The organism is Chromohalobacter marismortui, assembly GCF_004364315.1.
GTDB lineage: Bacteria > Pseudomonadota > Gammaproteobacteria > Pseudomonadales > Halomonadaceae > Chromohalobacter > Chromohalobacter marismortui.
This window is the reverse complement of the sequence record NZ_SOBR01000002.1, coordinates 348,429-361,729: the sequence shown is the minus strand read 5'-3', so window position 1 is coordinate 361,729 and position 13,301 is coordinate 348,429. Positions and strand designations below refer to the sequence as shown.

Below are 13,301 nucleotides of genomic sequence, written 5' to 3'. Positions count from 1 at the left end.
CTATATTGTCCTTGTTGGTCATCGTATTCATGCATTGCTTGCTTACCGGCTCGTCAGAGCCTTGTTGGATTCGCGCGGTACATCGCCGAATCCGCGAACGGGCAGGTCATGGCGCTCGCTACCCGAGCAGCAGCGCGCCGTAGCCGAGCCCGAAACACACCACGAACGCCGGGTGTACCCGGGTCGCCAGGAGTAATACGCCGGCCACGCCGCCGATGATCGCGGTGTGCACTGCGCCGGCGGTGTCCAGCCCTTCGGCGAGAAAGCGCCACGTCAGATAGGCCATCAGCGTCATCACCACCGGGCGGACCCACTGGCTCATCGACTTGACCTTGATCGAGTCGCGGTAGCGATACAGCGTGCCCAGCGCGGCCAGCATCAGTAATAGCGAGGGCGCGACGGTGGCGAAGGTGGCGATCAGCGAGCCGGGCACGCCGGCGACGTCGTAGCCGATGTAGCCGGCCATCTTGGTAGCGATCGGGCTGGGCAGGGCGTTGCCCAGCGCCAGGGTCTCGGCGAAGTCTTGGGAGCTCATCCAGCCATAGCGGCCGACCACCTCGTTCTCGATCAAGGGGATGATCGCCGGGCCGCCGCCGTAACCGACGATATTGGGAATGAAGAAGGCCAGGAACAGCTGCCAATAGATCATTTGTTCGTCTCGCCGGTGGTTTGCTGTCGCTCGGGGCGGAGCAGCGCGGCCAGCAGGATCGCCCCGATCACCAGCCCCGGATGCACGTCGAGCCAGTAGATCAAGCCACCGGCGACGGCGCCCATGGTCAGCGTCACGAGCCAGCCGAGGCTGGCCCGCGACTTGGCGAAGAAGTCCCAGGTCAGCTTGGCCATCATCACCATCACCACCGGCACCACGCCCTGGCCCATGCCCTGTACCCAGCGCTGGCCGCCGTGTCGGGCGTAGAGGCTGAGCAGCGCGATCATCGCCACGATGATCGGCACGATCACCGCGACCACGGCGTTGAGCGCGCCCGGCATGCCGCCGACCCGGTAGCCGATGTAACCGGCCATCTTGGTGGCGATCGGCCCAGGCAGGGTATTGCCGATCGCCAGCACGTCGGCGAATGCGTCGTCGTCCATCCAGGCGTGGCGCTTGACGACCTCCTGATGGACCAGCGGGATCATCGACGGGCCGCCGCCGAAACCGAACAGGCCGATGCGCAGGAAGGCCATGAATAGCTGGGCTTGAGTACGCAGCATGATCACAGCACCGCGATGCTGGCGTCGGTGCGCGGCTCGGTGCCGCCGCAATAGATGCCGCTCTCGGGATCGCGGATGATCACCTGACCGCGGCCGAAGCCGCGCGGATCGTGATCGACGTGCATGTCATGACCGCGCTCGGCCATCTCGCGCACCAGCGGCGCCGGGTAGCCGTGCTCGATGCCGATGCGCTTGCCGCCCATCCACTGCCAGCGTGGTGCGTCGAGCGCGGCCTGGGGGTTGAGACCGAAATCGACCAGGTTCATGACCACCTGGACATGGCCCTGAGGCTGCATGAAGCCGCCCATCACGCCGAACGGCCCGAGCGGCGTACCATCGCCGCGGGTCAGAAAGCCCGGAATGATGGTGTGGAAGGTCTTCTTGCCCGGCGCGAGCACGTTGGCGTGGCTCGGGTCGAGGCTGAAGTTGTGGCCGCGATTCTGCATCGCGATGCCGGTACCCGGTACCACTACGCCGGCGCCGAAGCCGTGGTAGTTGCTCTGGATGAACGACACCATGTTGCCATCGTCATCGGCGGTGGCCAGGTAGACGGTGCCGCCGGCCTGCGGGGTGCCCGGGGTCGGCTCGAGTGCGCGCTCGCCGATCAGCGCGCGGCGCTCGCGGGTGTAGGCGTCGCCGAGCAGCGCCTCGACGCTATGGGGCATGTGTTCGGGTTGGGTGATATGGGCCTGGCCGTCGCTGAACGCCAGCTTCATCGCCTCGAGCTGGCGGTGCAGCACTTCGGGATCGTCGCGGCTGTCGACCTCGAAGCCCTCGAGGATGCGCAGCGCCATCAGCGCGACCAGCCCCTGGCCGTTGGGCGGGATCTCCCAGACCTTGTGACCGCGGTAGTCGGCGGCGATCGGCGCGACCCACTCCGGCTGGTAGCCGGCGAGGTCCGCGGCGCGCAGGTAGCCGCCGGTCGCCCGGGAGAAGGCATCGATGCGCGCGGCCAGTTCGCCGCGGTAGAAGCTCTCGGAGCGGGTCTCGGCGATGGCTTCCAGGGTCTGCGCCTGGTCCTCGCAGCGGTGCCACTCGCCGGCGCGCGGGGCGCGCCCGGTCGGCGTGAAGGTCTCGAACCAGCCGGCGGTGGCGGCATCGGTTAGGTGCTCGCGGAAGGTCGACTCGGCGCGCTGCCACAGGCTGGCGATCACCGGCGAGACTGGAAAGCCCTCGCGGGCCAGGCGGATCGCCGGGGCGAGCAGCGTCTGGAAGTCGAGCTTGCCGAAGCGCCGCGACAGCTCGGCCCAGGCCGCGGGGATACCGGGCACGGTGACCGGCGTCCAGCCATACAGCGGCATGGTCTCGAAGCCGGCCCCGGCGACCGCCTCCGGGGTCAAGGCGGCGGGGGCGGTACCGCTGGCATTGAGGCCGTGGAGGTTGCCCGTACCGCCATTGTCATCGGCGATCCACACCAGTGCGAAGGCATCGCCGCCGATCCCGCAGCCGGTGGGCTCGACCACGGTCAACGCTGCGGCGGTGGCGATGGCGGCGTCCACTGCGTTGCCGCCCTGGGCGAGGATGTCACGGCCGATCTGGCTGGCTTGGGGCTGCGAGACGGCGACCATGCCGTGCTTGGCATAGGTGGCGCTGCGCTGGGAGGGGTAGGGCGTTGCCGGGGAAAAGGGCGTCAACATGCCGTCTCCGATCGATTGTTGTGTTATAAATCGTTTTGAGTAAAAAAATCGATTTTGTTGAGATGACTATGGCGCGCGATTTTATTAACGTCAATATGGGATTTGGCAAAGTGTCTCCTGCACCGAGGCAATCCGTTGCTTGCCGAGTCGGCAATACGCATCGCCGGCCATCACCTTTGAACTGGATAAGAGAACCACGCCATGACCGCATCGCCATCCGCTAGTCGCGACATGGCCTCGAGCCGGATCTTCGAGACGCTCAAGCAGGACCTGATTCGCGGGCGTTTCGTGGCGGGCGAGAAGCTCGCCATCAGTGCCTTGAAGGATCACTATCAAGTCGGACTCAGCCCGCTGCGCGAGGCGCTCAATCGGCTGGCGGCCTACGGCCTGCTCGAGCAGGTCAATCAGCGCGGCTTTCGGGTGCCGGCGATGCACCTCGAGGAGCTCGATGACATCGCGGGACTGCGTGCCCAGCTTGAATGCATGGCGTTGACGCAGGCGTTTCAGGCGGGAGATTCGGAATGGGAATCACAGGTATTGGCGGCGCACCATCGATTGCGGCGTGCCGACGAGCATCCTGAGCGGGTGGAAGAGTGGGAACAGGCACACTTGCGCTTTCACCGCGCGCTACTCGCCTCGTGCGGCTCCCATTGGTTGCTGCGCTTCATCGAACAACTCCACGACCAGTTCGACCGCTACCGGCGTCTGGCGCCGCCCAATCCGGCGGTGCGAAAGGCGCTTGATCGCCAACATGGCGAGCTGGTCGAACTGGCGCTGAGCCGCGATATCGCGGCGGCACGGGCGCTGCTGGACGATCACATCCGGCTGTCTCACAGCGTTGCCCGCGGTTGTTGCGCGTCATCGGCACCCGATGAGGGCACGTGAGCCGTTGACGGGATATCGCCGCGACTCACGGGCGACGTGGCTTATGCCCCGCCTTGGGTGCCGTTACCGCGACCTCGACCGCCGCGACGGCGGCGCGGGCGATTCTCGCCGCCATTGCGGTCGCGGGAGGCATTGCCGTTGCGTGCGTCGTGACCGCCTGAGTTGCCACCGCGACGTTGGCCGTTGTCGCGACCGTTACCGTTGCGCTGGCCCCCACCGTTGCCACCGCGCGCAGGGCTGGTGCCCTGGCCGCTGACGAGTGCCTCGCTGGGCTCGAAGCCGGCGATGGTTTGGCGTTCCAGCGTCTGGCGAATCAGGCGTTCGATGCCCGCGAGCTCCTTGCCTTCCTCGGGGCTGACCAGTGATACCGCGTGGCCGCTGGCGCCTGCACGCCCGGTCCGCCCGATACGGTGGACGTAGTCCTCGGCGACATTGGGCAGCTCGAAGTTGACCACCTGCGGGAGCTGGTCGATGTCGAGGCCGCGGGCGGCGATATCGGTGGCCACCAGCACACGAATCTCGCCGCTCTTGAAGCCGTCGAGGGCCTTGGTGCGCGCATTCTGGCTCTTGTTGCCGTGAATCGCCGCCGCCTCGATGCCGGCGTCTTCGAGCTGGCGGCTCAGGCGGTTGGCGCCGTGCTTGGTGCGCATGAAGACCAGCACTTGCTGCCACTGATTCTCGTGGATCAGGTGTGTGAGCAGTGCCGGCTTGCGGGTCTTGTCCACCGGATGGATCCACTGCGTGACCGTCTCGGCGGTGGTGTTGCGCGGTGTGACCGAGATTTCCACCGGGTCATTGACCATGCCCTTGGCGAGCGTGCGGATCTCTTGCGAGAAAGTCGCCGAGAACATCAGGTTCTGACGCTTGGCGGGCAGGGTCTTGAGGATCCGACGGATATCGTGAATGAAGCCCATGTCGAGCATGCGGTCGGCTTCGTCCAGCACCAGCACCTCCAAGGCATCGAAGCTGACGGCCTTCTGGCCATACAGATCCAGCAATCGACCCGGCGTCGCCACCAGGATGTCGACCCCGCCACGTAGCTTGGCGATCTGCGGGTTGATTTTCACGCCGCCGAAGACCACCGCGCTACGCAGCGGCAGGTGTTTGCCGTATGCCTCGATATTGGCGCCGATCTGAGCGGCCAGCTCGCGGGTCGGGGTGAGAATCAGCGCGCGCACCTGCTTGGCGGGCGCGCGCGTGCCGGTGGACAGGCGCTGGAGGATCGGCAGTGTGAAACCGGCGGTCTTGCCGGTGCCGGTCTGCGCGGCGGCCATGACGTCGCGCCCGTCGAGGACGGCGGGGATCGCCTTGGCCTGAATCGGTGAGGGCGTCTCGTAGCCTTGCTCGGCCACGGCATCCAGAATAGGGGCGGAAAGCCCCAAGGAGGTAAAGCTCATGAAGTCGTCTCGGTGGCTGCGAAGTGGGCCAGAGTAGGCGGGCAGCGGGCGTGCAGCTTACCGGATATGGGCCAGGCGTGCCACTTTGGGCGTATGGGCGCCGGCGCTGCTCAAGCCGTGTTCAGTACCCAGGCCCGGAATGCGCGCATGGGGTCGGTCAGGTGGCGATGTTGCGGGGTGAGCAATGACAGCCGTCCCCGGCTGGGTAGCGTATGCGGTAGCACCTGCACCAGGTTGCGCTGTGCCAGGTCCGCAGCAAGCAGGCGTGTCCAGCCCAGCGTCACGCCTTGCCCCGCCAGGGTGGCATTCATCAGCAATTGGAAGCTGTTGGCGCGCAGGCTGTGCTCCGGAGCATGCCAGTGCAGCCCCTGTGCCTGGTACCAACCTTCCCAGGTCAACCAGTCGTGATAATGATCTTCGACGACCATCAGCGTGTGACGCGCGAGCAGGTCGTCGGCATCGCGGATGTCGCCGTGTCGGGCCAGGTAGGCCGGGCTGCACACGGCGGCGACCTCCTCGTGGGAGAAGATCGCCTCGGCATCGAGGCCGGGCGGATCGACTTCATGCGGGACGTGATAGTAGATGCCGAGGTCGAACTCGGCGAGGTCCAGGCGGTGAGGGTCCTCGACCGTCAGGATGCGGATCTCGATATGCGGATGCGCACGCTGAAAGTCGGGAAGCTGCCGCGCCAGCCAGATCGCGGCGATGGTGGGACTGGAGGCCAACGTCAACTGACGGTCGTCCCCGCGACGCCGCAGGCGTGCGGTTTCGTCACGCAGATCGCGCAACAGGCGCTGCACCACGCCGAAGTAGCGTTCGCCGGCGGGTGTCAGGCGCAAGCCTTCGTAATGACGCTCGAACAGCGGCCGACCCAGATCGTCCTCGAGCCGCTTGATCTGACGGCTGACGGCGCTCTGGGTCAGGCTGAGTTCATTGCCGGCTTGCGTGAAACTGGCATGCCGTGCGGCGGCCTCGAAGGCACGCAGGCACGCCAGCGGCGGTAGCGCATCACGGGAAGACATAGACGTATCCGGGGCCATGAAACGACCCCGGAGCATAACATGCACGCCGCTGCTCAAATGGCCGTGCGTGGAATCTCGCGCTGCCACGACTTCTCGCTGATCAACGTCTCGCCCTCGTGGGCGATTTGCTCGGCGTTGAGGTAGAAGGTGTCTGCGTCGCAATGCAGGTGGTAGCGACTGGTCACCTCGACGGCGAACTGGCCGTCGCCTTCATCGCGGCTGGCGCGGTAGACCCACTCGATATCGGCACGTGTCCGTGTGGCGTCGGTCGGGTGACTGCTGTAGACCTCTTTTGCTTTTTGCTCGACACGTAAGCCGTGATCCTCGAAGCGAATGTCGCCCATGTCGTCTTCCACGGTGACGGTCACCTCGCCGCTGCCGACGTCCTCGCTGATCGTGCGCTTGGGCTGACCGGCACGCAGCGTTTCCACGCGACAGGGCGGCGCGCTCTCCGGCGCTGCGAACGGCATCGGCAGATAGCTCGCCTTGCAGACGGGCAGTTCCAGCGTCGGTGTCCCGGCCTGAAGCGTGAGATCCGCGCGCTTTTGCGGCGACCACACCAGCGGAAAGCTGGCGCTGGAGAGCGCCACGCGCAGGCGGTGTCCCGGGGGCAGGCGATAGCCGATCAGATCCAGCGGCACGCGAACGTCCAGCGGCTCGCCCGGTACCGGTGGCGTCATCGTGCCGGGGTCGTCACGCAGAGTGAGATTGAGCGTGCCATAGGTGATCAGCGCGCTTTCGCCGTTCGGGGCCACGTCGCATAGGCGCACATGCAGTTGGCCGCACGCTTCGGTGCTGGTGACCGACACTGCAAGTCTCGGTTGGCCGAGAATATCGAGCCCTTCGATGTAGGGCACCGAGTCGAAGGTCAACGACAGGCCATCGTCACGGCGCTGGTCCGGCGGAAAGTCGGCGCCGAACCACAGTGGAATGTATTCGCCCTGCAGCGCGCCTGCGGTCAGCGGCGAGGCGATTTGCCGGTCGTTGCTCAAGCGGCCGTTGGACGCCAATCCCTGGTCGCCGAGCACCAGTAACTGCGTCTCGACCTCGTCGCTGGGCGCGGGCCAATGGGAGGTCTGCACCCATTTCCCGGGACGCTCGAGATACTTGGGCGCCGGCGGCACGCCATCCTGCAGATAGAAGGTGCAGGGTGGCTCGTCCATGATGCCGGTGTCGGTATCCTTGAGCCAGTAATCCCACCAGCGCAGCGCCTCCTGCAGAAAACCGATGGCCGGGTCGGGGATCGCGAAATGGGGGTACTTGTGCATCCAGGGCCCGATCAGCGCCTTCTTCGGGCATGAGAGATTGTCCATCATCCGCGGGATTGTGTTGATGTACGAATCGGCCCAGCCGCTGACCATATAGACAGCCGCTTCGATGCCGCCTAGCGCTTGGTGATAGTTCTCGCAGATCGAACCGTGTTTCCAGTAGGCGTCGCGATGCTGGTGCTCGAGCCAGGTTTCCGCCAGCAGCGGCATGTTGTCGAGACGGTGTTTCCACATCTCGCGCCAGCGATCGCCGACCAGCGCCGGATCGGGCACGGCGGCCGAGAAACTGAGCATGGTCGCCGCCCAGCCGAGATTCTCGAGCAGCATGTTGCCGCCCTTGTAATGGATATCGTCGGCATAGCGGTCGTCGGTGGAGCACAGCGTGATGATCGCCTTGAGCGGCTCGGGGCGCAGGGCGGCGAGTTGCAGGCTGTTGAAGCCGCCCCAGGAGATGCCCATCATGCCGAGCTTGCCGTCGCACCAGGGCTGGCCGGTGATCCAGTCGATCACCTCCAGTGCATCACGCTGTTCCTGGGGGGCATACTCGTCCTCCATCAGCCCATCGGACTCGCCATTGCCGCGCATATCGACCCGAATGCAGGCGTAACCGTGGCCGGCGAAGTAGGGATGAGTCAGCTCGTCGCGCACCGCCGTGCCGTCGCGTTTGCGATAGGGCAGGTATTCGAGGATCGCCGGTACCGGATTCGATTCGGCATCCTCGGGTAACCAGATGCGGGCCGCCAGGCGCGTGCCGTCGGCGAGCACGATCCATTGGTTCTCGATCTCGCGCACGCGGTATGGAAAGTCGTGTTTGATGTTCATGCGTCGTCCTTGGAGGCGTGGGAAGAGAGAGGCGGTGCCGCGAGACGCTCGGGATTCTTCAACCAGCGCCATAGCGAGCCGGTGGCGAGCAGCACGATGATCAGCGCCGGCAGGCCGCCGAGGTTGGAGAGCATCTTGATGCCGTCGATGCCCACGAAGCTGACCATGACCCAGGACACGATGCCGACGATGACGCCCCACAGGACCTTCATCGACACGCCGGTGTTGAGATCCGAGTCGGCGGTCAGGCCGCGTGTGCACAGATTGCCGATGGCATCGGTCTGCGAGTCCGCCGCCGTGACGTAGGAGATGTAGGCGATGAACAGCAGCAAGGGAATCCAGACACCGGCGAAAGGCAGTTGACGGAACAGCTCGTAGAGCACGTTCTCGACGCCGCGATCATTGAGAATGGCATGCAGATCGACACCGGTACGGGCCTGAAAATAAAGCGCCGCGCCGGAGAAGATGATGACCCAGGCGGAGGCGAAAAGGGCTGGGTAGAAGAGATTGACCCGCAGGAACTCACGAACCGTGTAGCCGCGTGAAATCTTGCCCAAAAACAGCGCCGCCATGGGTGCCCAGGCGAACCACACCGCCCAGTAGAAGATCGACCACCACTGTGGCCACGGGTCTTCGCCGGCGGCGCCGGTGAACAGGCTCTTGGTGAAGAAGTTGTCGAGATAGACGCCGAAGGATTCCACGCCCAGCGAGAGCATGAAGCTCGTCGGCCCCACCACGAAGATGAACACGCCGAGAATCAACAGCAGGATGGCGTTCAGCGACGATAGCCGCGCGATGCCTTTCTGCAGGCCGCTGGCCGCGGAAATCACGAAGGTCACCACGATCAAGGCGATGACCACGCCCAGACGCAGCGGACTGGTCTCGCCACCCAGATACTGCCCCGCGCCGCCGGCCAACGTCAGCGCGCCGGTGCCCAGCGACGAGGCCATGCCGGCCACCAGGGCGTAGAGCGAGACGGCGTCGATCAAGCCGCCGAAACGCTTGACCCTGGGTCCGAACACCGGCTCCAGCATGCTCGAGATCGAGAAGCGCAAACGCAGGTTATAAAACGCCAGCGCGAAGATCAGTGCCGGCACGGCGTAGATGGCATAGGGCGTGAACGACCAGTGCAGGAACATGGTCGACATCGCGAACAGCATGGCATCGCTGGAACCGGCCTCCAGACCCAGCGACGCGGGCGGCCCCATGAAGTGATACAGCGGCTCGGCGGTGGTCCAGAACAGCACCCCCACAGCCAGCGTGGTGCACAGCGTGATCGAGAACCAGCGCAGTCGCGACAGCATGGGCGTTGCCTGTTCGCCACCGATACGTAGTTTACCCAGCGGCGAGAAATAGACGATGACGGCCAGTACCAGCAGGTACAGGCTGCCCAGGCTGAAGAGCCACGCGAAGTTATCCAGGATGGCAGCGTTGAGCGCGCTGGCGGTGGCCAGGAAGGCGTCGAGATTGACGTAGCTGGCGATCACCGCCGCCAGCAGTACCAGGAAGGTTGGCCAGAAAACCAAGGGCCGTAGCGATGTTTGCATCACCCAGTCTCCGTTTGTCGTTATCGTGTGGCGCCATGCGCCAATGGCAGGGCCTGCCACTCTACCGACACACGGGGCACTATGCTCAAACGCTACTTGGTAATGGGGGTATGCGTGCGACGCATGGCATGCGCGCCATGGCGACGCGTGTCGACGCGTCCGTTAGCATGGTCGCCTGGACCGTTACGCGAGAAGCGCCGCCATGACCCCTGACGATTTGCAAAAGCTCGCCACCCGCACGATGCCTTTCGGTAAATACGAAGGCCGACTCATCGCTGACCTCCCCGGCCCTTATCTTGCCTGGTTCGCCCGGCAGGGCTTCCCGCAGGGGGAGATCGGGCGGCTGCTCGCCCTGATGCATGAAATCGACCACAACGGCCTCAACGCGCTGCTAGAGCCGTTGCGCTGAGGATTATTCGGCGGCGGTGGCCTTGGCCTGTGCGATCCGCTGTCGCGTGTTGCTCAGATAAATCAGCACCAGGGCAGCGGCGAGCAGGGCCAGGGCGGTATAGCGCGAGGCGTCCAGCGGCATGCGGGCGTTGCCCAGCCAGCCGAAGTTGTCGATCAATACGCTCATCAGCAACTGGCCGGAGATCGTCGCGACCGTGGCCGCGGCGGTACCGACGCGGGGCACGGCGAAGACGATGACGATCATGTAGACCACGCCGAACAAGGCACCGATCAACTGCCATTTGGGTACCGTGAACAACGTCTCCTGGTGCGCGGGCTCGAAGAAGAACATCAACAAGAAGGTGATCAAGGCACCCGAGGCAAAGGTCAGCCAGGCGCTTTCCAGCACGCCGACATTGGCGCCGAGGCGGCCGTTGATCGACGATTGCGCGGCGAGGGCCGCGCCGCCGATGAGAAGCACGAGAAAGATGAGTGGCAATAGCATGAGAGTCTCCTTACTGCATGAGCCAGAGGGCGGCGATGATCAATAGCAGGGCGAGCAGCCGGTAGCCGTCGACGCCGCGGCGCTCGCTGCCCAGCAGGCCGAAATGGTCGATGACCAGGCTGGCGGCGACCTGGCCGCTGAGAATGCCGATCATGGTCGTGCCCACGCCCACGAAGGGCGTGGCGATGGTGAGCACGACGACGTACACCGGCCCGAGAATGCCACCGGTCAGGAGCCAACGAGGCTGTTGGAACAGTTGCCCGAGCCGGGGTCGGCTGAAGATCAGTGCCAGGGTCAATAGCAACCCGCCGACGAGAAAGATCGACAGGGTCGCCGAGAAGTGGCCGATCTCCTTTCCCAAGGGGCCGAGTAGACCGGCTTCCATGGACAGGCCCATGCCTGCCAGGAGGACGGCCAGCAATAGGATGATGGTTTTCATGGGGTAACCTCCGTAAAAGGAAGGCGACGATAGCGCCTTGCTTTTAACGCTACAATGAGGTGGTTTGGCATAGGTGAATTGCATTATGAGCAACTCGATGTCGTTGGTGGCATTGCGCTTGTTCGTTCGGGTCGCGGCCACCGGGAGCTTTGCGGCGGCGGCGCGCCAGCAGGGGTTGCCGGCCTCCTCGGTGTCGCGTCATATCGCGGCGCTGGAGAAGGCATTGGGCCAGCGGCTGCTCTATCGGCATACGCGCGCGGTGCGGCTGACGGAAGTGGGGGAGCGGTATTATCAGGAAGTGCGCGAGATCCTGGATTCACTGGATATCGCCACGGAACAGGCGGCGGGCACGGCTTCGCAGCCGCAGGGGCTGTTGCGCATCAACGCCCCGGTGGCTTTCGGGCGACGGCATATCGCGCCACGCCTGGCGAGTTTTCAGGCCAGGTATACGCGGCTCGAGACGGAGCTGACGCTCAGCGATGCCTTCATCGATCCGGTACAGGAAGGCGTCGATGTCGTGGTGCGGGTGGGGGCCCTGAATGATTCCAGTCTGGTCGCGCGGCAGTTGGCCCGGCAACACTTCGTGGTGTGCGCTGCGCCTGGCTATCTTGAACGCTGGGGCATGCCGGCGACGCCGGACGCGTTATCCGAGCACAACTGCTTGATCTACAAGGGCACGCGTGGCGTTCAGCCGTGGTATTTCCGTGATCCCGGCGCCCGTAAGTACCGAGTCAGGGAGGTGCGTGGCAACCTGCGCAGCAACAATGCGGAAAGCTTGCTGGAAGCGGCCTTGCAGGGACAGGGCATCGTGCTGTTCCCGACCTGGCTGATCCATGCGGAGCTCAAGGCCGGGCGGCTGACGCCGGTGCTGTCCGAGTGGGAGGCCTCCGGCGAGCCTGCCCCGCAAGGCATTCATGCGATCTTTCCGGAAAACCGCTTGCGCTCCTCCAAGGTGGCGGCGTTCCTGGGCGACTTGCAGACGACGATCGGCGAGCCGCCGTATTGGGATGCTTGAGGCTGGAATCTGCCTCACGCCGGTGGAAGGTTCTCCGGCCCGAAGGAGTCGGGCAGTAACTGCTCCATGGTGTAGTGCTTGAGCGGCGTGCCGTCGCCATCGAGGACGACGATCACGGTGTCCGGCGTGGCGAATTCGCGAATGCGCTGGCGGCAGTCGCCACAGGGCGTGCATAGATGCTCGCCGGGGCCGATGACGTACAGCGTGACGATCTCGCGCTCGCCCTGAGCGCTCATCGCGCTGATGGCGCCGGCTTCGGCGCATAGGCCCTTGAAGTTGGCGCTTTCCACGTTGCAGCCCAGATAATGCCGGCCGCTCTCGGCGATCAGCAGTGCCCCCACCGGGTGCCGGGAGTAGGGCGCATAGGCGCTGTCGCGCACCGCGATCAGTGCCTGACGTGAGGCCTCGGAAAGAGGCGTGAAACGCGGCTCAGTCATGGGCGGTGTCCTCGTCGTCGCGGAGCAGGCCCTCGAGGGTGATGGCCATCATCTCGTGAAAGCCGGTCTGGCGCGTCTGTGCGTCGAGGGCTTCGCCTTTCAGGATATGATCGGAGACCGTGCACACGGTCAAGGCGCGGGCGCCGAACTCGGCGGCGACGCCATACAGCCCGGCGGCTTCCATCTCGACGCCGAGAATGCCGTGGCGCTTCATGACGTCGAACATGGCGTCGTCGGGCGAGTAGAAAAGATCCGCCGAGAACAGGTTGCCGACCTTGGCCTGGATGCCACGTGCGCGCGCGGCGTCGACGGCGTGACGGGTCAGATCGAAGTCGGCGATGGCGGCGAAATCGTGGCCCTTGAAGCGCGTACGGTTGACGCCGGAATCGGTACACGCGCCCATGCCCACGACGATGTCGTTGACCGCCACGTCATCGCGCACCGCGCCGCAGGAGCCTACGCGTACCAGGCGCCTGGCGCCGTACTCGGTGATCAGCTCCTTGGCATAGATCGAGATCGAGGGAATGCCCATGCCACTGCCCATCACCGAGATCCTGCGGCCGCGATAGGTGCCGGTGAAACCGAGCATGTTGCGCACCCGGTTGACGCACTCGACGTCGTCGAGAAAGGTCTCGGCGATGAACTGGGCGCGCAGCGGATCGCCGGGCATGAGCACGGTGTCGGCGAAGGCACCGGCGGGGGCATCGATATGCGGGGTCGACATA

General features: G+C 65.0%; 14 protein-coding genes. 3 read left to right on the top strand and 11 right to left on the bottom strand.

What is annotated here, in order from left to right; translation table 11 throughout:
- Nucleotides 1-118 precede the first annotated feature (118 nt).
- Genes C8E00_RS04890 through C8E00_RS04880 form a run of 3 tightly spaced genes read right to left on the bottom strand, consistent with a single transcriptional unit; the run spans nucleotide 119 to nucleotide 2,849 of the window.
- Nucleotides 119-649 carry a chromate transporter gene (locus tag C8E00_RS04890; protein WP_133695216.1) on the bottom strand — a complete coding sequence of 177 codons (531 nt, stop codon included), beginning with the start codon at nucleotides 647-649 and terminating at the stop codon, nucleotides 119-121.
- Nucleotides 646-1,212 carry a chromate transporter gene (locus tag C8E00_RS04885; RefSeq protein ID WP_133695214.1) on the bottom strand — a complete coding sequence of 189 codons (567 nt, stop codon included), beginning with the start codon at nucleotides 1,210-1,212 and terminating at the stop codon, nucleotides 646-648. The genes C8E00_RS04890 and C8E00_RS04885 overlap by 4 nt, the downstream gene beginning before the upstream one ends.
- A 2-nt stretch (nucleotides 1,213-1,214) precedes the next feature.
- A complete protein-coding gene (locus C8E00_RS04880; protein ID WP_133695212.1) occupies nucleotides 1,215-2,849 on the bottom strand; it encodes a gamma-glutamyltransferase family protein in 1,635 nt (544 codons plus the stop codon).
- A 201-nt stretch (nucleotides 2,850-3,050) separates the two neighbouring features.
- Between C8E00_RS04880 and C8E00_RS04875 the strand changes: the two genes are divergently transcribed.
- The gene (locus C8E00_RS04875; protein ID WP_133695209.1) at nucleotides 3,051-3,734 is read left to right on the top strand and encodes a GntR family transcriptional regulator; all 684 of its coding nucleotides are present in this window, start codon (nucleotides 3,051-3,053) and stop codon (nucleotides 3,732-3,734) included.
- Nucleotides 3,735-3,775: 41 nt separating this feature from the next.
- Here the strand turns inward: C8E00_RS04875 and C8E00_RS04870 are convergent, their stop codons facing one another.
- The 4 genes from C8E00_RS04870 to C8E00_RS04855 form a co-directional block, all read right to left on the bottom strand.
- Nucleotides 3,776-5,131, bottom strand: coding sequence for a DEAD/DEAH box helicase (locus C8E00_RS04870; RefSeq protein WP_133695207.1), 1,356 nt, complete (start codon nucleotides 5,129-5,131; stop codon nucleotides 3,776-3,778).
- A 110-nt stretch (nucleotides 5,132-5,241) separates the two neighbouring features.
- On the bottom strand, nucleotides 5,242-6,153 hold the full coding sequence (locus tag C8E00_RS04865; protein ID WP_166638252.1) for a LysR substrate-binding domain-containing protein: 912 nt from the start codon (nucleotides 6,151-6,153) through the stop codon (nucleotides 5,242-5,244).
- A 53-nt stretch (nucleotides 6,154-6,206) separates the two neighbouring features.
- Nucleotides 6,207-8,243, bottom strand: a complete 2,037-nt coding sequence (locus tag C8E00_RS04860; protein WP_133695202.1) for a CocE/NonD family hydrolase — start codon at nucleotides 8,241-8,243, stop codon at nucleotides 6,207-6,209.
- The gene (locus C8E00_RS04855) at nucleotides 8,240-9,790 is read right to left on the bottom strand and encodes a BCCT family transporter (protein WP_133695199.1); all 1,551 of its coding nucleotides are present in this window, start codon (nucleotides 9,788-9,790) and stop codon (nucleotides 8,240-8,242) included. The genes C8E00_RS04860 and C8E00_RS04855 overlap by 4 nt, the downstream gene beginning before the upstream one ends.
- Nucleotides 9,791-9,992: 202 nt before the next feature.
- Here C8E00_RS04855 and C8E00_RS04850 point away from each other — a divergent pair, with 202 nt between their 5' ends.
- A complete protein-coding gene (locus C8E00_RS04850) occupies nucleotides 9,993-10,199 on the top strand; it encodes a DUF3820 family protein (protein WP_133695196.1) in 207 nt (68 codons plus the stop codon).
- A gap of 3 nt (nucleotides 10,200-10,202) precedes the next feature.
- Here the strand turns inward: C8E00_RS04850 and C8E00_RS04845 are convergent, their stop codons facing one another.
- Nucleotides 10,203-10,685 (bottom strand): DMT family transporter, encoded by a 483-nt coding sequence (locus C8E00_RS04845; RefSeq protein ID WP_133695193.1) that lies wholly within the window; start codon nucleotides 10,683-10,685, stop codon nucleotides 10,203-10,205.
- Nucleotides 10,686-10,695: 10 nt separating this feature from the next.
- Nucleotides 10,696-11,124: a DMT family transporter gene (locus C8E00_RS04840; protein ID WP_133695190.1), complete on the bottom strand. Its 429-nt coding sequence runs from the start codon at nucleotides 11,122-11,124 to the stop codon at nucleotides 10,696-10,698.
- A gap of 85 nt (nucleotides 11,125-11,209) precedes the next feature.
- Between C8E00_RS04840 and C8E00_RS04835 the strand changes: the two genes are divergently transcribed.
- Entirely contained in the window at nucleotides 11,210-12,139 is a 930-nt protein-coding gene (locus C8E00_RS04835; protein WP_133695188.1) for a LysR family transcriptional regulator, read from the top strand.
- Nucleotides 12,140-12,153: 14 nt separating this feature from the next.
- Here C8E00_RS04835 and cdd read toward each other — a convergent pair whose 3' ends face one another.
- Both cdd and deoD read right to left on the bottom strand, forming a co-directional pair.
- A complete protein-coding gene (gene cdd / locus C8E00_RS04830; protein ID WP_133695186.1) occupies nucleotides 12,154-12,576 on the bottom strand; it encodes a cytidine deaminase in 423 nt (140 codons plus the stop codon).
- The gene (gene deoD / locus C8E00_RS04825; protein ID WP_133695184.1) at nucleotides 12,569-13,300 is read right to left on the bottom strand and encodes a purine-nucleoside phosphorylase; all 732 of its coding nucleotides are present in this window, start codon (nucleotides 13,298-13,300) and stop codon (nucleotides 12,569-12,571) included. The genes cdd and deoD overlap by 8 nt, the downstream gene beginning before the upstream one ends.
- Between the last annotated feature and the right edge of the window lies 1 nt (nucleotide 13,301).